General features: G+C 71.9%; 12 protein-coding genes. 3 read left to right on the top strand and 9 right to left on the bottom strand.

Going from position 1 to position 20,192, the window contains the following annotated elements:
• From NBW77_RS18685 to NBW77_RS18675, 3 genes are all read right to left on the bottom strand, one after another.
• Positions 1-264 (bottom strand): transposase family protein (locus NBW77_RS18685; protein ID WP_349817045.1); only part of this gene is annotated, 264 nt, incomplete at its 3' end.
• A gap of 273 nt (positions 265-537) precedes the next feature.
• The gene (locus NBW77_RS18680) at positions 538-756 is read right to left on the bottom strand and encodes a hypothetical protein (RefSeq protein WP_250280085.1); all 219 of its coding nucleotides are present in this window, start codon (positions 754-756) and stop codon (positions 538-540) included.
• Between the two features lie 73 nt (positions 757-829).
• On the bottom strand, positions 830-1,282 hold the full coding sequence (locus tag NBW77_RS18675) for a histidine kinase (protein ID WP_250280084.1): 453 nt from the start codon (positions 1,280-1,282) through the stop codon (positions 830-832).
• Here NBW77_RS18675 and NBW77_RS18670 point away from each other — a divergent pair.
• Together NBW77_RS18670 and NBW77_RS18665 are read left to right on the top strand one after the other, a co-directional pair.
• The gene (locus tag NBW77_RS18670; RefSeq protein WP_250280083.1) at positions 1,269-1,736 is read left to right on the top strand and encodes a hypothetical protein; all 468 of its coding nucleotides are present in this window, start codon (positions 1,269-1,271) and stop codon (positions 1,734-1,736) included. The two genes, NBW77_RS18675 and NBW77_RS18670, sit on opposite strands and share 14 nt — an antisense overlap.
• 20 nt (positions 1,737-1,756) lie before the next feature.
• Entirely contained in the window at positions 1,757-2,635 is an 879-nt protein-coding gene (locus tag NBW77_RS18665; RefSeq protein WP_250280082.1) for a hypothetical protein, read from the top strand.
• A 71-nt stretch (positions 2,636-2,706) separates the two neighbouring features.
• Here NBW77_RS18665 and NBW77_RS18660 read toward each other — a convergent pair whose 3' ends face one another.
• Positions 2,707-3,228, bottom strand: coding sequence for a P-loop NTPase family protein (locus NBW77_RS18660; RefSeq protein WP_250280081.1), 522 nt, complete (start codon positions 3,226-3,228; stop codon positions 2,707-2,709).
• A gap of 372 nt (positions 3,229-3,600) precedes the next feature.
• Between NBW77_RS18660 and NBW77_RS18655 the strand changes: the two genes are divergently transcribed.
• A complete protein-coding gene (locus NBW77_RS18655; protein WP_250280080.1) occupies positions 3,601-6,507 on the top strand; it encodes a helix-turn-helix transcriptional regulator in 2,907 nt (968 codons plus the stop codon).
• Positions 6,508-8,819: 2,312 nt separating this feature from the next.
• Here the strand turns inward: NBW77_RS18655 and NBW77_RS18650 are convergent.
• Genes NBW77_RS18650 through NBW77_RS18630 form a run of 5 tightly spaced genes read right to left on the bottom strand, consistent with a single transcriptional unit; the run spans position 8,820 to position 19,760 of the window.
• Positions 8,820-13,013: a hypothetical protein gene (locus NBW77_RS18650; RefSeq protein ID WP_250280079.1), complete on the bottom strand. Its 4,194-nt coding sequence runs from the start codon at positions 13,011-13,013 to the stop codon at positions 8,820-8,822.
• A gap of 9 nt (positions 13,014-13,022) precedes the next feature.
• Positions 13,023-14,216: a phospholipase D-like domain-containing protein gene (locus tag NBW77_RS18645; RefSeq protein WP_250280078.1), complete on the bottom strand. Its 1,194-nt coding sequence runs from the start codon at positions 14,214-14,216 to the stop codon at positions 13,023-13,025.
• Between the two features lie 12 nt (positions 14,217-14,228).
• Positions 14,229-14,654, bottom strand: a complete 426-nt coding sequence (locus NBW77_RS18640) for a phospholipase D-like domain-containing protein (protein ID WP_250280077.1) — start codon at positions 14,652-14,654, stop codon at positions 14,229-14,231.
• The gene (locus tag NBW77_RS18635) at positions 14,654-18,586 is read right to left on the bottom strand and encodes a hypothetical protein (protein WP_250280076.1); all 3,933 of its coding nucleotides are present in this window, start codon (positions 18,584-18,586) and stop codon (positions 14,654-14,656) included. Before NBW77_RS18635 ends, NBW77_RS18640 begins: the two co-directional genes overlap by 1 nt.
• On the bottom strand, positions 18,579-19,760 hold the full coding sequence (locus tag NBW77_RS18630; protein WP_250280075.1) for an autotransporter outer membrane beta-barrel domain-containing protein: 1,182 nt from the start codon (positions 19,758-19,760) through the stop codon (positions 18,579-18,581). Before NBW77_RS18630 ends, NBW77_RS18635 begins: the two co-directional genes overlap by 8 nt.
• Between the last annotated feature and the right edge of the window lie 432 nt (positions 19,761-20,192).

Raw genomic sequence — 20,192 nt, 5'->3', positions numbered from 1 at the left:
GCAACAGAGCCCTCGCACCACCACGAGCACGCGGCGGGCGTCGAGGGGGACGTCGGCCAGCGTCCGCTGGTGGTAGCCGTGCACCCGCGAGCTCTGGGCACCGCAGCCCGGGCAGCTGGCCGGAGCGTCCGGCGTCCGGACCCGGACCCGGACCCGGACCCGGACCCGGACCCGGACCAGCTCACCTTCGTCCGCCACGTCCTCCACGACCAACAGCGACAGTCCCGAAAACACCGGCTTCACCAGACGATCCGCACCACACATGACACATCGTGCCACATCGACAACTCGGCGCTACCACCGGATGTACGACAGAGCCGTTATTTCTACCGGCCCGCTCGCGCTGCGGGCCGGTACGGGATTCGCCGACGGCTGATGGAACCTGCCGTCAGTTCACTAGGCAAGCCCCTTGTCGGATCGTGTCGAGGTTGCTTCCACGCCAGTTGGGTGAGTCCGTGACCTCGTGGGTGGGAGTGCGCGGGAGGAGTCCCGCGTCCGTCGGACGGGGCAGGGGTCGTCGTCGCCGACGACGTACGGTCAGCTCGCTCTGCTGCGTCCCCCGAGGGCCAGCACGCCGGCGTAGGCGGCGAGGACCACGGTGGCCAGCACGCCGATCATGAAGCCGATCCAGCCGATGGCCGACAGGTAGTACCAGGCCCCGTCGCCGTCGTGGCGGCCCGGGTAGAACAGGGCTAGCAGCAGTAGATCGAGGACGGCGAGCACGCCGAGCACGCGGCCGGGGTGACGTCGGATCACGGGAACCTCCGAGGGCTGGGGCGACCCGTTGCCGCCCGCTGCCTGCCACGTTCGGCGGCGGGCCGTCCCACCGTCATCGGCCCGGGTGTCCCGTCGGTCGTGGGACGCCGGGCGGGACAGGACCCGGAGCGTGGTCGACGGGGGGCGCCGCGTCCATACCGAGGGCGATCCCGGCGAGGCTCGGGCCGAGCCCGTCATGCAGGTCACGGCTGAGCCGTGCCCGCTCGACCTCGCGTGCCCGCACCAGCCCCGCGCGCGCCTTCTGCAGCTCGGCGGCCAGCGAGAGCGCGTGCAGGACCACGCCGAGTTGCACGGCCAGGGACGCCAGGAGCCGTTCGTCGTCGCGGGTCAGCGGCGCTCCCCAGCGGGCCACGGCGCGCAGCGTGCCCAGACTCCGCTCGCCGTAGCGGATCGGGAACGTGGCCGCGTTCGACGCCCGATCGCCGTAGGTTGCCACGGCGGCACCGGCACCGTCGAGGACCTCCGCGTACCCCAGGCGCAGCGGACCGGCCATGGCCTGCAGCACCGCGTCGACGTCCCGCCCGCCGCCCGAACCCAGCGTGCTGGCAAGTCGGTACGCCGCCGACGGCGAGCAGGAGTGCGGCGCCCAGCGGCGTTTCCACGTTCGGGGAGAACTCGCCCAGCAACGGCCCAACACCCAGCACCGCGACGAGCCCGAAGGCGAGCATCAGCAACGTCAGCAGGAGACGGTGAACAACGGCGTCGAGCAGAGCCGCCAGCCGGCCACCGGCGGTAGGAACCGCGGCGGCATCGCTTACGAGGGCGTCGACCACCCCCTCATCCTGACCGACATCCGCACCCTGATCGAGACGTACCGGGAAAGCCGTCCCGGCCCGCGTCCTTGTCGGCGTCCCGAAAGAAACGGGACACCCGCGCCGATGACGGCGGGACGGCGCGCCGGCGACCTGGCGGTAGTGCAGCGGCAATCGGCCGCCGGAAAACGTCGGGAATTCCCGTGACACGGCCAAGGGGAAGCAGCGTGACGATAAGACTGGGCGCTACCGCCGGCCGGCTGCTGGCCGGCGGGATCATCCTCGCGACGGTCGGGGGGATCTCCGCCGCCGGCATCGCGAACGCCGCCGACGAGCAGGGCTGCCTGCCCCCGACGATCAGCATCGTCGCGGCCTCGGGCGGTCTCGACGTCACCGGCGCCGGGCACGTCCGGCCGGGTTGGACCCGGGTGACGGCAAGCAACCCCACCGACGCCGACCATGCCTTCGAGCTGGTGCGGCTGCACGACGGGGTGACCGTCGAGCGGTTCCACGCCGGGCTGGAAACCCCCGACGGCGCCGCCGCACTGAGTCTCGCGGACTTCTACGGCGGCATCGACGACGTCCGCCACCACACCACCTGGACCATGACCGTCGACCTCGACCGAGGCCACTACGTCCTCGTCGACCACACGCAGGGCCCGGCTGGTCCCGACAGGCCGGCCTGGTTCACCCTCCCCGGCTTCGTGCGGGACTTCACCGTCACCGGTAGCCATCCGACCGGCGCCAGACCTCCGCACCAGACCGCCACCATGGTCATGCGTGACTTCGCGTTCGAGCTGCCGTCGGCCCTGCCCCGCCACGGCGTGGTCAAGGTCCACAGCGCCGGCCAACTCCACGCCGCCGGCCTGCTCAAGTTCGACCCGGACGTCACCATCGCCCAGGCCCTCACAGCCGTTCGGGGCGGCCAGATCCCCGCCGGTCAGCAGCGGGAATTCCTCGGAATCGTGAGCCCGGGGCACCCGCTCTACGTCGGATACGACCTCGAACCCGGCGCGTACCTGGTCGTCAGCTTCCTGCCCGACCATGACCACGGCGGCATCCCGCAGGCGGCGCAGGGCATGGTTGCGGGCTTCACCGTCCACTGAGCCATGACCTTCGACGGCAGGCGCCGCGGTCTGGTTCGACCGGCGGGAGTCGTACGCGGACTCGACCGGCACTACCGGCCGGTGGCCCGCAGCGGTCCCCCGCACCAGCGTTCGATGGCAGCGCGGCTGTCCAACCGGACGATCGCAAGCTCAGGCCACCGCTCGCGCACGGCAGCCACCCGCAGCGCGCTCCTGTGGTGGCCTGACCAGGCCCAGCGCACGACGTGCTCCCGGTCGGTAAAGATCGTGCGGAGTGGCGGCTCGGTGTTGCCGTTCCACAGCACCTCCCGCCGTAGCCGTCGGCGCAGCGTTCGACACACCACCTGCCGCATCACCGTCCGGCGCGGCAGGTCCAACCAGATCAACAGGTCAGCGCGCTCCGCGAGCAGATCTCTCACGAGCCCGTACTGCCATTCGGTCACCCACCGGGGTTCGGCGCTGAACGCCTCGACGTCGACCGCGAAGGTTTCCCGCGGCTTCCAGGCCGGGCCGTGGTGGAGCGCATCGAGCTCGATGTGCGGGATCTGGAGGACCTCGGCCACCCGGCGGGCCAGCGTGGTCTTGCCCGCGCCCGACGTCCCAGCGACGAGCACACGTCGAGGACGACCAGGAAGAGGATCATCGGCATGAAGCAGCGCCACCGGTCAACGGTAGCGGTCTACCTCCAGCCGTCCCGTAACCCGACCGTGACGGCCGGGCGGCCCGTCCGGCCGGAAATCCGGTTTCGGATGTGGGTGACATCGTGGATCCTGGTAGCAAGATCGAAAATGGTGGATGCCCCGGTGCCTGCCGTCGTTGGAGAGGCTGATCCGGGGCAGCCGATCCTGACGCGGCTGGCTGCCGTCGGCGGAACAGGAAACGTGCCGATATGCGGGACCCGAGACGGGAGCGAGCAGACCGGCGGGTTGGCGCCGGCAGGGCGGGAGTTGCATGAGGACCGTCGCGTGCGGGCACGGGAGGGGCGCATGGCGAGGGTCCTCGTCGTTGATCCCGGGATCTGGCGCCGCCCGCAACGACGGTGCGGTGGCGCGGCGATGACCGGGGGGAACGCACCGTTGGCTGGGATGCGCGGCCTTCCGTTGCTCGGCCGGGCATCTGAGCGGGTCGCGCTGCATGAGCTGCTCAACGATGCCCGGCGGGGTTCGGGTTCGGCGCTAGTGATCGAAGGCGTTGCGGGCGTGGGCAAGAGCCGGCTGCTGGCCGAGGCGGCCGGTGCCGCTGAGGGGATGACGGTGCTCGCCGCCAGGGGGTTGGAGGCGGAGGCGGTGCTGCCCTATGCGGGCCTGGCCGACCTGCTCGCGCCGCTGCTGCACCTGCTACCACGGATTCCCGCCGCGAGATCCGCCGCGCTGCGCGGTGCTCTCGCCCTGGACCTGCCCGCGGGGACCGAGCGGTTCGCCACCTGCGCCGCCGTGCTCAGCCTGCTCTCGCAGGCGGCCGACGACCATCCGCTGGTGCTGTGCATCGACGACGTCCAATGGTTGGACCCGCCCTCGGTGGAAGCGGTGGTGTTCGCGGCCCGCCGCGTCGCAGGCCTGGCGGCGGCGGTCCTCGTAACCAGCCGGGCGGACGAACCCGCCGCGCCGGCGCTGGACGGGCTGCCCCGGCTCGTGCTCGGCGGGCTGGACGAGGCTGCCGGCGTCGAGCTGATCCGACGGTGCACGGGCAGGCGGACGGCGGCGTCGGTCGGCGCGACGCTGGTGCGCGCGACCGGTGGCAATCCGCTGGCCCTCACCGAGGTCCTGGATCTACTGACCGACGATCAGCTCGCCGGACGGGCGCCCATCGACGACCCGCTGCCCATCGGACCGGCCGTCGAGCGCGCCATGACCCGGCGCCTGCGCATCCTGCCCGCGTCGACCCGTCAGGCGCTGACGGTCGCCGCCGCCGCGGCCAGCGCCGACCTGGCGCCTGTGGCAGACGCGGTGCGGCGCCTGGGCGGCTCCGGTATTGCCGACCTTGAACCGGCCGAGGACGCCGGGATCGTGACGATCGCCCGCGCGGCGGTGGAGTTCCGGCACCCGCTGCTGCGGGCCGCGGCGTATCAGGATGCTCCCGGGTCGTTGCGGCTGGCCGCCCATCGTGTGCTCGCCGAGACCGCGAGTGGTGAACGTGGCGCTGATCAGCGGGCGTGGCACCTGGCGGCGGCGGCCGCCGGTCCCGACGAGGCTGTCGCCGCCGCGTTGGAGGTGGCGGCGACCCGGGCCCGCCGCGGTGCCGGCTACGCGGTGGCCACCACCACGCTCGCCCGCGCGGCCCACCTCACCCCGGATCACCGCCGCCGCACCCGACGCCTGCTGCAGGCTGCGCGGGACGCCCGCCTCGCCGGCCGGCTTGACCAGGCAGACCAACTGCTCGACCAGGCCGCCGAGGGCTGCGACGACGCGGGGACGATGCTCGCCATCGATCATGCTCGGGGTGGCATCCGGGTTCTCGCTGGTGATCCACTCGCTGGGCACGCCCTGCTCACCCAGGCCGCCGAGCGCGTCGTGGGTTCGGATCCATCGCGGGCTGCGATCCTGCTGGCCGAGGCGGCATATGCGGTGACGCAGTGCGGCATGACGAGCCGGGCGGTGGCGTTGGCGCGGCGGGCCGCGAGCCTCCTGCCGGTCGACGGTCACCCGGACGCACGCGGCCAGGTGAACCTGTCCCTGGCCCACCTGCTGGCGCTCGGCGGGTCCGTCGCGGAGGCTCGTCCCCTTTTCGACGCGCTGCAACCGTTCCTCGAGGCGATGGACACCGCGGAGAACACGCTGGCGCTGGCGTCCACCGCGCACGGCCGGATCTGGTTGGAGGACTACCGCCAGGCCGACGACATCCTCGCCCGGGTGATCACCGCGAGTCGCGTACGGGGGTCGTTCGCCGCCCTGTCGATCGCGCTGCTCGCCCGCGGTGACCTGCAGTACCGCACCGGCACCTGGCATGCGGCGTCCGCGGACGCCACCGAGGCGGTCGCGCTGGCCAGCGAGGCCCAGGAACCCGTCATGGTTGCCTTCGCCCTGCTGTTCCGGGCGCGGGTCGAGGCGGCCAGGGGCGAGGCCGACGCCTGCCACGGCACGGTGGCGACCATTCGCGACCTGACGGCGACCCTGCCGCTCGGATCGCTGTCCGGCTTCTACCCGGCCGACACGCTGGGGTTCCTGGAACTCGGCACCGGCCACCCTGACCTGGCCATCGACCATTTGGAAAGCGTCCGGGTCTTCTCCGACGCCCACGGCTGGAACGACCCGTGGGTAACGCCCTGGCTGCCGGACCTGGTGGAGTCCTACCTGCGGCTGGGACGCCTGGACGAGGGCCGCGGCCTGCTGGACCGCCTGGAAGAACTTGCCGTGTCCGGTGGCCGGACCTGGACAGCCGCGGTGACGCGCCGCTACCGAGGCGTGCTCGCCGACACCCCGGCCGCCTCCGACGAGGCGTTCGTCGCCGCCGTCGTCCTGCACGAGCAGACCCCGATCCCGTTCGAACGGGCCCGCACACTGCTGTGCTGGGGTGAACGGCTCCGCCGCGACCGGCGCCTCGCCGACGCCCGCGACCGGCTCCGCCAGGCGCTCGACACCTTCGACCGGCTCGGCGCACGGCCCTGGGCGCAGCGCGCGGCCACCGAACTCGCCGGGACGGGCGCCCGCGGCCACCGCCCCGCCGAATACGGCTCTGCCGGCATGCCGAGCGCCGGCCTGGCCGCGCTCACCCCCCAGGAGACCCAGGTCGCGCTGCACGTCGCGCAGGGCCTGAGCAATCCCGAGGTCGCCGCCGCCCTGTTCCTCACCCGCAAAACCGTCGAGTTCCACCTCGGCAACGTCTACCGCAAGCTCGGAGTACGTACCCGCAGCCAGCTCACCCACAGCCTGAGCGGCGCCGCCCCACCGGCGTAGCGGCCCGGCGCCAGCTAAAACAGGAAGTTGCGGGCGGGCGTTCGCTTCCTCCCGCGATCTGACGTGTCCCGATCCGGTTCGCCGAGGTGGCGAATTCCCGTCTCCGGCCCGCGCGGATCTTCACCGGTCGGCTGGATCAGAGAACGGAGAATGCGAGCATGGCGCTCTCGGTGACCGTCCTTCCTGCGACCGACCACACCGGCAAGTCGATACCGGCGTCGCCGAGTTGGTCGAGCCGGAGGTTCCAGTGCCCGCGGCCGATGGCCGGCGCGGCGTTGGGCGGCACCAGGAATGCCCGGGTCCGGTCGGCGTTCGGGAAAGGCACGAGCAGGTTGCCGCTGGTCGGGGTGGCAGCGGACGGCGTCGCGAGCGCAACTCCCTGGTGGACGATGTTCCCTGCGGGGTCGATCAGCTGGTACACCGCCCCGGCGGTGGGCGGCGCCGTGCCTGGGCCGCCGGCACTGACGAGAGCGTCGTCGGTCACGGGTGCGGTTGCCCGACCCGGCACGAGGCGTAGTCGGTGTCCGTCGTCCAGTCCGACCGCGGGTAGTTCGGCGTACAGCTCGGCGGCGGCGGGGTTAAGGGCGTCGACCCAGCGGACCGTGTACCCGGAGAGGTTCGCAACCGGTGCCATCGCAATCACGATCACCTCATGGTCGAGCGGCGCGGTCGACGTGGGCAGCCGGATGCCGCAGAGCCGCAGCGGTCCGGCGGCCGGCCCTGGGATGAACGGCTCGGTGACACCGACGGTCCTTATCCCGACACCGGCGCCGGTGATCCTCACCCGTTGGAAGCCGGTGCCGGTCGGCGCCGCAAGTGTGACCGTTACGGACGCGCCCGACGCCGACGGGCCCTTGGTAACCGGCCCGCCAGCCAGGGCGGGCACGGTCGCCACGGTGGCCGTCGCCCCGGCGTCGATGTCGAGCTCCAGTTCTACTGTGCCGGCCCGGTCGACGAGCACGGACACGTCCAGCGGCTCGTCGGCGCGGGCGCGGACGACGCCCTGAGAGACCCACAGCTCCACGCCGGCATGCCAGCGCAGCCCGCCATGCTCGATGTCGAAACCGGCATCGGGGTGGCCGAATCCGCGGTCGATGGACGCGCTGACCCGGCTGAGGGGAAGGGCCGCGTTGTACGTTGCCCGCGCCGAGATCCGTTCCCAGGCAAGCGGTTCGGGACTCTCCAGGAGGAGCACCCGCTCCGGGGTCGCGCCTGTCGGCCCGGCCGGCGTCAGCACCGAGACCCGCAGCCCGGCCGGAAGCGTCGCCGGCGGCGCGGACTCGAAGCAAGCGGCCCACAGGTCGCCGAATACCCGAGCGGTGCCCACCACCAGCTGATCGCGGAGGTCGAGCAGGGCGGTCAGCGCTGCATCGGCGGCGTCGAGGTCGCCGGTCGTCGGAGTGCCGGTGGTGGCCTTCTTCCGAGTGTCGCGGGCGTTGCGCAGGACTGCTGGGAGCGCGTCGGCCGCGGTCGAGGCGAGCGCGGTGGCGAACATGTCGGCCTGGGCGCGAGCCGGCAGGGCCAGCGCTGTCGCTGACACGCTGGTCGGGTGGGACCTGCAGCGGCCGTCGAACGAGGCGGCATGTTGGGTGAGGCTCGCGTACCGCGAGGTGACGAAGTCGAACCGGTGGACGGTGACCGTGCCGGTGTCACCGACGGCCCGCAGTTCGGACCGATGCAGCTGCTGCGGTGCCAGCGGCTCGCCGGCGCCGGCCACTACCTGCTCGGGGCGCACAACCCGGTCGAGGTCGACCGTCGCGCACGGATCGGTGCCGTCGCCGTTCAGGGTGCGCACCCACTGGGTGCTCCACGCGTCGGAAGCGGCGTCGGTGCTGCTCCAGACGTGCCGGGTCGCCGGCCGCAGCTCGGCGCCGGCGGCGTCGAAGACCGACACCCGCAGCTCCCGCCCGGCCTCGAGGTACATCCGGGTGAGGTAGGGCTCGGTGAACCGCACCGCGGTGTCGTAGCGGCGGTACCACGGCCGTTCCCCGGGCGCAGGCATCGACCGCTCGGTGTAGGTGGACAGGTCGCACAGCGGGCCACCGAGGGGGTACGCGGCCCGGTCGGTGTCGGTTGCTGTTGCCGGCGGGATGGCCGGGAAGCCGGCGGGTGCACCGACGGTGAAGCCGGCTCGGACAGTCTCGGGGGCCTCGGTTGGCTCGCGGCCGGTGACCACCGCGGCGGTGTGTACCTGCAGCTCGTACTGGCCGGGTGGCAGCACCTCGTCCGGCTTGTACAGCGACTCCACCGTGTGCTGGACGCCCTTGCTCCAGGCCCATTGCTCGTACCGCTGCCAGCCAAAGTCGCCGGCGTCAGTGCAGACCTCGCTGATCCGTACCTGCGCGGCGGCCGATACCACCACACGGTCCAGCCAGCCGACATGCGCGGTCGCGGACCGGTCGGCGACCAGCGCGACCTCGGTGCCCGCCGCCCCGGTCGCCCGCGCCACCGCGGTGGCGCCGGCGAGGGCCACGACGTCGGCGCTGCTCTGCAGCGTGAGCCGGACCCGGGTGACCGGCCGGGGGGAACAGCACCGTGAGCGAGACCGGCACCGCGACCGCAAGCGGTGCCGTCGTCGCCACCTCCAGCACGCCGGCGGCGACCGACATCGTCGCGGTGCTCTGCAGGTGCAGGCCGGCGTAGGACAGCGTGCCGGATCCCGCCGGCGGGAACGACGCGGCGTCGAAGTGCACGCAGGTCCAGCCCGGGACGAAACATAGCCCGTCGACGACGGCCAGCGTGCCGGTCAGCACCAGTTCGTCGACGCCGCCGCTGAACTGGTAACTGGCCGGCGTCGCGGTGAGCGTCCGCCGGCCGATCTCGGTACCCTGCGCGCGGGCGACCACACGACCCGCCTCCCGGGCCGAGGCGGTGACCCAGACCGCGTCGAGCGGCGGCTCGAAGCGGAACGTCACCGTGCCGGACCCGCCGCCGGCCGGCCGGCCCAGCGCGAGGCGATGAGCGGCGACCCGGACGTCACCGACTGCCTCGCCTGCCAGCCCCTCGGTCGTGAACGGCCCGGCGAGCGCGCCGTCGGCCAGGTCGGCGAACTGCACGCACACCGGTTCCTCGGTGGCCTCCGGCCCGCACGCGTAGCCGGGTTGGAACGGGTCGAGACCCTGGACCTGATCGACGTCGTTATGCCGGAAGAAGGCGTATGGGGTGCGCGCCCACACCCACAACCGGGTGGCCGAGCCGATGGCCGCTCCCGCCGGGCCGAACGGCGCCCAACAGGCACGCAGCTCGGCCGGAAGCGGTGCGAGCACGGTCGTGGTCTCGCCGGCGTTGGGCGCCGCGCCGGCGGCGCGCACGCGCAGCGTGGTTGCCGTGGCGTCCAGCACGAGCCAGCTGTCACCCCCGGCCTGGCGCAGCTCGCCGCCGCGGAACCGGGCCGGGTCGGCGAGCGCGCCGGCCAGCGTCACGGCGGCATCCCCGCCGCCGGCCTCGGCGACGGCGCTGACCGTGACCGCCGCGGTGGCCCGTGGAGCGGTCAGCCGGTAGGAGAACGTGCCGGTGGGTGGGCTGGCGCCGCCCGGGCCTGGGCACAGGGTCGCCGTGGTGCCCCCGCCGGACGACACCGGGAACCTGCCGATCTCGCCGGCGTCGCCGAGCAGCGTGAGGATGGCCCCGGTCAGGTCGGGCAGCCCGTCGCCGGCCGGCAGGCCGGTGAACGTGACCGCCGTGCCGGTGACCGTCGTCTCGCCGGCGGCCCCGACCAGCCGCTGACCGGCACCCGCCGACGAGACGAGCACGACGTGGCGTAGCTGGTAGGACACCTGTCGCAAGCCCAGGTCCTCCGGGTCGGGGGCATACCGGCCGGGCGAGCCGAACCGGGCCCGGTCGGCCACCGGGTGGGTGAAGGTGATCAGCGGCCGCACATCCGGCGGGACCGTGGCGCCGGCAAGGGGCCGGGCCTCGTCGACCTTGGCATGGTCGGCGCTGAGCACCGCGAGCTCGGTGATCGGCTGCGGCAGGGGGTGATCCTTGTCGCCGAACTCGAGCGGGAGCTTGGCGTGGAACTGCCACGTGAACAGCAGCAGGTCGATCTTGAGTCCGATCTCGACGGCTACCGCGAAATACCAGGGGTTGGGTGCCTTGGCGTCCATTTTCGCGTCCACGGAGGCGACGACGGACATCCCGAAGGCCGACACGCCGCCGGCGCCGTGCACGGCGAGATGGCCGGTGAACTGCGGTGGGTCCCAGCTGATGCTCGCCTCGCCCAGCAAGCTCGCGTCGAACCAGGCCTTGGCCACGCCGTAGTCGAACGTGCGGGACAGCCCGATCGAACCACCGATGACGAACTCGTCCCGGCCCAAGCCGGCAGCTTTGCTGCCTGGGCGGTTGGCCATCAGCCAGGCGTCGCCCTGCCATAGCTTGAACAGCGTGGCGTGGATGCGCCGCTCCGCCGGTTCCCGTTCACCGAGGTAGACGTGCCAGAGGTCGGCCGGCGGCGCCGGCGCCCAGGAGAACGCTGTTTCCACACCGCCGGTGACGTCGAGCAGGGTTGGGTCCTTGCCCTTGCCGGGTATCCGGTACGCGGCGGCCAGGTTGGCCTGGAACAGCCGCCCGGGTATGTCGAGCACCAGCAGAGCCTCGAAGGTCCCCTCGCTGGCGGGATCCTTCTGGCCGGGCTTCTTGGTCAGGAAATTGGCCTTGCCCTGGAGCAACAGCTGCGGCCCGGGCAGCACCAGCACCAGCAGCGCCTTGGCCGACAGGGCGAACCCGGTATCCGGCAGCGAGCCGACGGTGGCGCCCAGACCGATCGCGAAGGCGCCGGGTGAAACCGTCCACTTCGCCGCGTCGGTGACGCCGACCGGCGACCGGTGGTAATAGCCGTGGTACCAGTCCTCGCCGTCCGACCGGGCCGGGCGCAGATTGGTGGCCACCAGGCCGGCGAAGCCGTAAACGGCGGCGCCGGTGGAGAACAGCGGGACCCCGGCCGGTAGCTCCAAGTCGAGGTACAGGTAGAAGAACGTGGTGCCCTCGCCGGTGCGCCCCACCATCAGGCTGGCGTCGACTGTCAGCTTCACCGTGTCGAGCTTGAGCTTGACGCTGCCCCGAAACCCGGACGCGGCCGAGGTCGAGAAGAACGCCACCGTGCCGGCGAAGCTGAACGCACCGGGCACCGCCAGCTCGATCCCGATGCCGTCCAGCCGAACGTCGACGGCGTGGGTCTGCGGATCCCAGGTCACCCGCAGCCCCTCGACCGACGCGCCGAGCGGGAGCCCGTCGGCCAGCTTGATGCCGCCGTTGAGTCCCACCCACCGGCGTCCGTCGGGCTCCGCTCCAAACCCGATCTTCGTAATCTGGAGCGGGAAGCCCTTCAACGACGCGCTCCTAGCGGTGTCCACGTCGATCCAGCCACCGTCGACCGCCACCTGCCCGGTGGTGTCGATCCGCAGCCCCTGGAAGCCGACCGGCGGCAGGTCGAGCCCGGCCACGTCCAGCGCGGCCCGCCCGCAGAAGGCGACCGCGGCCGGCCTGCCGGCACCGGCGGTGAACTCGACCCGGCTGACGTCCAGCTCGAAGGCGTCGGTCCGCATGTTCAGCAGGTAGCCGGCCGGCCCGGTTGTCGCCGCCGCTGCGGCCGATCCCTGGGCGAAGGTGCAGGTCGGCGTGGAGGCGATCGCGGTGAGCCCGCCGGCGCCGTCGAAGCCGAGCGAGACGCCGATGATCCGGTCCAGGTACGGCACCCGGACGTTGCCCGCGATCTCGCAGCCGGTCAGGGCACCCTGATGCAGCTTGACCTGGATGTGCGTGAGCGCACCATCGAAGCCGAGGAGGTCGGTGACCAGCGCGCCGTCGAACGCACTCCCGGTCCACTCGGCCGAGAGTTCCGCGTTGACGGTGCCGCTGACTCCGCCGGTGCCGAGGAGAAAGTCGGTCGCCATGACCAGCGGCCTGCCGGCGGTGCCGATTCCATCGATCTCGACCGTGACGGTCTTCAGGTAGAGCCCCACGAATCCGTCGGGCGCGGCGGCCGCCGCGGGCGGGGCATCGGCGGGACTGCACCACCGAACCCCCGTCGCCGAAATGATCAGCGGCAGGTCGCCGACCCGGCAGCGAGGGACGGTGAGACCGCCCTGCCCGCCGAGCGTCGGCGTGCCGTCATCACCCAGCCCGACATCGATGTGAGCCAGGACGATCTCTAGCTGCCTGCCTTCGTCCACCTCCCAGGAGGATGGCTTGACGGGCCGCAGCACCGCGGGATCGACCCGCAGGACAACGGGGACGTCGCTCAGTCCGACGAATAGCGGGTCCGGGATGAACCGCAGGCTCAGCGTTGTCCCGGCACCGGCCTCGCCGATGGCAAGCGTGAGGAAATCGAGTCCGGGCACCCGCAGGGCAAGCTCGTCCTCGAGCACGATCTCGCACTCGACGCCTCGGTCGCCGACCGTGACGGGGCCCAGCCACACGCCATCCAGCGCGTCCACCAGCACCCCACCGAACGGCAGCGCTTCCGGGTCGAGGACGTCGCCTGCGGCTACGTACACGGTAGAGGACACGGCTGCCTCCTATGGCGTGGTGCCGGGACCGACGTAGGCACGGACGACACGCGTCCGCAACGACCCCGGGCCCATGGTCGCGGGGTCGTAGCCCGCCGGGTTGTTGGAGCTGAACCACATGCCGCCGCTGCTCCACGCTGATCGCCACATGCCCAGGGCGAGCGTGAGGTCGCCGAGGGCGCTCTCGACGGCGGGCAGCGACGCGACGATGCCGAGATGTTCGCGCCACAGGTCGACCCGGAGCGTTTTCACGAGGTCGCCCGTCGTCACGACGGCGGTGTGTAGCTCCTGGTCTACGCCGAGCATCGACCGGCTGTTCATATTCGCCGAGCCGACGGCCGCGAACTCGTCGTCGATGAGCATCAGCTTTGCGTGGACGGTTGTTCCCTCCAGCCGCCAGACCGCGAGGTTGCCCGGGGTGGTGGTGACGGAGGCGAGGCTGGCCAGATCCGGCGGGAGGACCAGGTTCTTCGGGCCGGCGAAGGCGTCACCAGGGTCGGCGTATCCCGATCCGACGAAGATCACCCGTACGTTCCGGTTCAGTGCCGCGAGGATGTGTGGCAGCAGCGTGAAATGCGGCAGGCGTGGGTCGACCAACGAGTCGACGACCAACCAGAACGCCGGGTTTGCAAGGCCAAGGGCTGGCCACACTGGATGGTCACCCAGGAACTGGTCTTCGATGTAGATGTACCGGGTGGCGGCGTCGATCGCCTTGCCCAGCGTCTCGAAGACCTCAAGAATCTCGCCGCCGCCGCGGGTGAGCCAGGGGAGCCTGTTGCCTGGGCGGTCGAGCTTCGTCCGGTATCTGCTCCGCAGCACCTGGATGCTCGTGTCGGCGGTGGCTGCGGGTGGCGGGGATGTCGGCGGCGCGCCGACCCCGACGGGCGCGGGCGGCGTGTACGGCACCTTCTTGACCTTGTCGGTACTGTCACGGACCAGCAGCGTGGTAGGAGGAAGTGTGCAGGCTTCCTGCCAGCGGTCGGCGAAGTTGTTCCACACTTCCGCGGCGGCGCCGCCGACGAGCCTGACGCCTGCGTCGTGCCAGCCCCACGGCACCGTGCCGCCGGCGGGCGCGGGAACGGCCCGCGAGTTGTGCGGCGCGCTGTCCAGGTGCAAGGGGTTGTTGTCCATGCCGCCGACGAATGCAGTTACCACGTTGTCGTGGCAGACGATGGTGGCTTTCTGGTGATGTGTCCCCGTCATCTCGGCGCCGGATCAGTCGTAGACGACGCAACCGGCGAGCGGAGGAGTCGCGGCGCCGGGCGGGACCCGGCCGAGGAGATCTTCGAGCGCATCCCAGTTGATCTGGAACGAAGCTGCCTTGGACGCCGCAAGGTATTGGGCTCCGTTGAGAATAATCCGTACATCCACCTCGTTGTGCTTCCGGTCCGCGAGGAGGTCACCGACCTTGACGTGTAGCGGCAGCGTCGGTGGCGTGAGGCCGCCGTAGAGCTGGAAGTTCGGGTCGAACCACCAGCCGAGGCTGTAGATCTGGTCGCCGGTGACGGTCGCCGCGATCGCGTCCCGGATCGCCTTGAAGTAGGACCTGCCATCGACGAAATACAAGATTTCGGTGCTTTCATCAAAAACCATCGCGGATGGACCGAAATATCTCTTCTTGAGCGTTTCCAGCGAAGACATCACGGCACCTGCGGCAACGTAAGGGTCGGAAGGGCGGCGGCCGTCTGCCCGTGATGGTCACGAACGCAAATGCGGTAGTCCCAAGCCTGGGCGACATCGGGTGGTGTGTCGGCGTAGGAGTACCGGCCACGGGGCAGCCACGGCGAGACGGCGAACCAGGCTCCGGCGCCCGCCGGCCGGCGCTCGACCTGACAGCTGAGGTGGGCGTCGCCGCGGTGGGTGGCATCGCCGGGGTGGGTCCAGCTCAACGCGACGCCGCTGGCGGTGCGGGTCGCAGCGGTCCATACCGGTGGCGAGGGCGGCGGGACGATCGGCCGGCCGCGCAGCATCCTGGACGGGGCACTGCGGTTGCCGGCGGTGTCGACCGCCCGGATCCAGAACGACCAGTCGCCGGGGGACACCTCCACCGGAAGGTTGATCACCGTGCCCGGCTGGTGCTGAGCCGGTGTGTGGGTGGCGGCCGGGGTCAGGTCGTCCAGGTCGGCGACTGCGTCCGGGTGCCGGGCGGCGTAGATGTCGTAGTGGTGCAGGTCGGCGTCCGGGCTGGCCAGCCACCGCAGCGTCACGGCGCCGCCAGCGGGGTCGGCCAGCGCCGAGTGCACGACCGGGACGGCCGGGGGCACCACGTCCGGGCAGCAGATCGGCGGTGTGGGCTCGCTCGGCGCGCTTTCGACGCCGGCGTTGGTGCGCGCGACGACCCGGTAGAGCCAATGCCCGCGGGTCCGACCGTCGAGCACATCCTGATGACTGGTCGCGGAGGTGGGCTCCGCGGTCAGCGCCACGAACGCCGGCCACGCGTACGCCTGCCGGGCCAGCAGCATCTGGGCGTCGCAGCGGAGCGCGGCGTACGCCGCCGCGACCGCGTCGCGGCGGGCAGTCAGGCCGGTCAGCGCCCTGGCGGCGTCGAGGGCAGCCAGGTCGGCGAGGACGGCCTGCCTGCGCGCGGTGTCGGCGAAGACGCCCGGCGGCCAGTCGGCGGCGATCGGGAACGCATGGTTGCGGCCATCGTGGTCATGCTCAGCCAGGTCGAGCCGGCACACTTCCTCGGACAGCGCCCGGTAGACCACGTATCGCCGGCCCGTCTGGGCGACCCAATCGAAGGAAAACCGAGACCGGCCATACCAGTCGGCTCGGCTGGCCAGCTCGGCGCAACGTTTCCCCGAGTCGTAGCCGATAGCCGTCACCGTCGGCGTGTTCGGCCGGGTCAGGTCGACGGCAGTGACCGTCCCGGGCGCGCTGGGTACCGACTCGATCGCGGTGCCGGCCAGCCGGCGTACCGCCCGGACTGCGACCTGGGCGTGGGCGACCGGAGCCGCCTCCGTGGCGGCCGGCCCGAAGCCGGTGTCGGCGATCGCGGCCGTCCACACCGGATACCACTCGACCATGTCGCCGACGACGGGCAGCGGCCCCTCGGCCCGGCAAAGGAAGGCGCCGGCCACCGCCCGCAAGACCCGGAACCGGCCCTCGGCGACACCACTCCCGGTGACGATGACGCCCGACCGAGGCCGCAACCCGGAGCCACTGGCGAGGGCCGCGGCCGTTGTGGCGACGGACAGCAGCGTCCCCTTCGCGGCGCGCAGCAGCGCGGGGCCCGGCACGAGCGTGACCGTCGCGGCGTGCTCCACGACGACGTCGACGGCCTCGCCTTCACCGTTGCCGACCACGGTGTAGTCGACACCGGACACCGTCAGGGTGCCGCCGACGAATACGCCGCTACCCGTATCGAGGTCGAGGTCGAGACGGCACACCGACCGGGGCTGGGCAGCGGCGCTCTGGCCGGTCAAGGGCACCGGCGATGGCGCACTCACCGCAAGAACTTGGGTCACGGTTACCTCCAGCACCGGGTCGGCAGCCGTCGCCGTCACCATGCCCGCCGACAGCTGCGATACCGGCCCGAACTGGGCGACGACACCGGCCGACCCCCGACCGGCCGGTGGTGCTCCGGAAGCCCACGGCTCCGGGTAGACCAGTGCGGAGCCCGCTGGCGCGCCGGCGACCGGGGCCGGATGCCGGACCAGTAGCCGGAATCCGTCGGCATCGGGACTGACCCGCGCCTCATCCGGCCCGAAGGCCCAGGACACGACGAGCGCGTCAACCCCCGGATGGGTGCTCAGCCAGCGGCGGGCCTCCGCCGACCTGCCCACCCCGGCCGCGGCCGGCATGCCGGCCTGCACGTACTCCGCCGCGACCAGGATCGGAGCGGGTGGTGGCGCGCTGTCCAGCACTACCCGCAGCGTCCAGGGCGTCGGCGCGCTCACCCGCCCGAACAGGTCGACTCCACGTGCCCACCAGCCCCACCAGCCGGGCGACAGGCCGGCGCCACCGACCCGGTCGACGTGCAGCGTCCGGGGCCTGACCTTGGCGACCGCAGCCTCGGCGAGGTAGACCGCCGCCGCGTCGTAAAGCAAGTCGCGGTGCACCGGGCCGGCCGGCACCGGCGTCGGAGCGGCGGGATCGGAAAGCAGGTGTCGATGGCCGATCTGGTAGGCGACAGCGGCCGTCTCGGGCAGGACGCCGTCGGCGGCTGCCGGCACGTCCCAGTCGAGCTGGGCGACCGCGAGCGCGGACGGCGAGTCCGCGTGCACCACCGCGACGGCGACGGACGGCGGGCCGGCGGGCGGCGGCGGCTCCGCCGCGACCACCCCGGTGAGCAGCCCGAACCGCTCCACCACCGGCGTCCAGCCGACCCCGAGCAGGACCGGATCCCGCCCCGACGCCCAGTCCATCGTCAGGGTGACCAGGCTCGCGAAATCCAACCGCGGTACCCCGCCGGTCAGCGTGCCCGTACTCGACGAACCGTCCGAAGCCGTCGCGCTCCAGCTAACCGGATCGCTGACCTCGAGCCGCAGCGAGGCATCACGCACGGCATGCTCGAACTCGATCGTGAGCAAGCCCGGTTTCTTCGGCGTGTTACCCGACCCGCTGCGCACCACCCGGATCTTCAGCCGGCCCGCGAGCGTGACGAGGTCGATACCACGACGTTCGATCGCGACTGGCCGGTCCGCCCATTGCCCGACGACCTTGTAGGTGTACTCGCGACGGTCCAGCGCGCCGCCCAGCGGGTCGTCGTAACCGAGGCCGAGCATCCGGGCGCCGTGCGGGTCGAGCGCGGCGAGATCGATCAGGGCACGCTCGTCCACCCCGAGCCGTCCCTCGTCCGGCGGAGTCGGCGCAGGCACCGCCGCGGCCGCTGCCCGCGTGGCCAGCCGGCGCAGCGCCGGCAGCAGCGCGGTGAACGCCGCGTCGAAGCGGGCAGCCCACTCGGCCGCCACCGGACCCGGCAGCCGGCTGCGCGCCTCGGCCGCCTCGCTGACCGCTACCGGTGCGCACCGGTAGCCGGGGTCGACGACCGGCAGGCACCGGTGCGCGAGATGGGTCCAGGACGCGGGGTCGCCAAGCAGGTGATAACCGATGGACGACACGGTCCCGGTGCCAGTCAGCTCCAGCACCTGGACGCCCCGCGTCCGCCAGCGCACCGCCGCGCCAGGGGCGGCCAGCGTCTCGCGGCGCCGCTGGACGCCGCCGGTCAGCCCGGCGACCTCCAGGCCGGTGGTCCCCGCGTCGGTGCGCACCTCAGCAAGCCAGGCCGGGCTGCTGAACGAAATCGTCACCGGCGACGTGGGGGTGACGACGAGCCGCCATCGGCCCGGCTGCGAGGAACGCAGGAAATGCAGGCCTGTCGGGCAGGACACGGTGACCAGACCCGTGTCCCAGGCCGTCCTGCCCTCGACGAACGGGGCGTTGAGGTCGTCGAACGGGAGGACCGGCGTATCGGGCACCGCCGCGCGGTAGACGTCGAACCCGTAATCGGGATAGCCGAGGTCCGGGCGGATGAACCAGCGCAGCAGCACCCCAACCGGCGTCCGGTGGCCGTCCCACTGCTCAGTCGAACCGTCGGAGGCGACGCCGAAGACAACGAGATCATCAGCCATCGTGGGGCACCGCCTCGGCGTTCACGGGCGTGACCGGGAACGGCAAACTCGACGACCCATCCCCGTTCTGCTCGGTCGGGTAAAGGTCTGGGTGGAGGAAGCGCCCGCGCTCGTGGGGCGGCTTGTCCACCTCCACCTCGATGGGGTGCGCCTGCGCGTATGGGTCGCAGCGAACACCGGTCACCTGCCACGAGACCTTGAGCCGTGGCGGTCCGCCGGCGATCCTGAAACGGTTCCCGATGATCTCGTCTGCGAGGTGCAGGTTCGGTGCGGGCGAGCCGATCGGGGTGAGCCCGTAACGGAAATCCCGGTTGAGGGCGTCGAACCAGGCGGGCAGCTCGACGACCGCCGTCCCGAGGCCGTCGAGGACCGCGGTGCCGTTGTAGATGTTCATCATCTCCGGCGATTCCACAAATGAGTGCGCGAGGTACTTATTCGTCGGATCGAGGGGATGGTCGATGAGGAACTGTCCGGCGGATTTCGAGATACTGCCAGTGACGACGACATTCCCCTCGAACCGCCCGGCCAGGCCGCCGAGGTTGATTCCGTGTATGGCAGTTCCTCCTGCACTCATGCCGCGTACGCCGGTGCCGCTGGCACTACTACCGCTTACCCCGATGGCGTTTCCACCGGCGTTGTTCACGCCGCCGACACCGACGCCGCTGGATCCGGTCGAGGTGCCGAGGACGCCGGTGCCCTGCGCGCTGCTGCCGGCGACGCCGATGGCGGTCGGATCGGCATCGTTCACGCCACGGACACCGGCCACTCCGTGCCCCCTTGAGGTACCGAGGACACCGACGCCGCTTCCGATGTTGTCGCCCCACACACCCGCGGCACCGTCCGGGCCGGAGCTGTTCGTGCGCCCGGCCGCTCCCCAACCGCGCGCCATGTTCTCCCCGTACACGCCGCTGGTTCGCGGGCTGCCTGATATGCCCTGCACGCCGTTACCGCCCTGGCTGTTGCCGAACACACCCGCGCCCGTGTTCGACACGCCGAGGACGCCTTCGGCGCGCTGACTCTCGCCGGTGACCCCACGCCCGTCGGACGCCGATCCCTGTACGCCGGTGGCCGGGGTCACGCCCGTGGTCTCACCGAGGACGCCTGGGCCGCCGTCGGTGTTCTGGCCGAGGACACCGGGATCGGCATTCGTGGAGTCTCCTTTGACCGACGGCATGTCGCCCTCCCCGTTCGGTGTTCCTGATTCCTGCGCCTGGCTGCTTGCTGTCCGAACCGAGTCTCTGTCTCGCCACGGCGGGCGGCTTCGGGGAACTCCCCAGGGTTCGAGCGAATCGCGACCAAGCCCAGCGGACGAACTGACGGTCAGCCCAGAACTACACGCCGACCAAGTCGCGCGTCTGGCGGTGTCGGGTGTCGGGTGTCGGGTGTCGGCGAGGATGACGCGGCAGCGGTAGCGGCCGAGATGGCGAGATGGCGAGATGGCGAGATAGATGGTCGAGCAGGTTCAGGGTGGCGCGGCCAGCAAGGATGCTGCCGAGCGGCTGGGAGGGCTCCTACCAGGTTCCGGCAGGCAGCGCGTGTCGCCCGCGGGTCGGTCGTACCTGACCGGCAAACATCGGCGAGTGCCACCGCGGCAACGGCTGCCGCT

It is taken from the genome of Frankia sp. Cppng1_Ct_nod (assembly GCF_920656135.1).
Lineage (GTDB): Bacteria > Actinomycetota > Actinomycetes > Frankiales > Frankiaceae > Protofrankia > Protofrankia meridionalis.
This window is presented reverse-complemented; position numbering and strand designations above follow the sequence as displayed.

Excerpts from the sequence above, each read along its gene's own strand:
- NBW77_RS18670 (WP_250280083.1), top strand. The coding sequence starts at position 1,269 with ATGGCCTGCAGCACCGCGTCGACGTCCCGCCCGCCGCCCGAACCCAGC.
- NBW77_RS18655 (WP_250280080.1), top strand. The coding sequence starts at position 3,601 with ATGGCGAGGGTCCTCGTCGTTGATCCCGGGATCTGGCGCCGCCCGCAA.
- NBW77_RS18645 (WP_250280078.1), bottom strand. The coding sequence starts at position 14,216 with ATGACGGGGACACATCACCAGAAAGCCACCATCGTCTGCCACGACAAC.
- NBW77_RS18640 (WP_250280077.1), bottom strand. The coding sequence starts at position 14,654 with ATGTCTTCGCTGGAAACGCTCAAGAAGAGATATTTCGGTCCATCCGCG.
- NBW77_RS18635 (WP_250280076.1), bottom strand. The coding sequence starts at position 18,586 with ATGGCTGATGATCTCGTTGTCTTCGGCGTCGCCTCCGACGGTTCGACT.
- NBW77_RS18630 (WP_250280075.1), bottom strand. The coding sequence starts at position 19,760 with ATGCCGTCGGTCAAAGGAGACTCCACGAATGCCGATCCCGGTGTCCTC.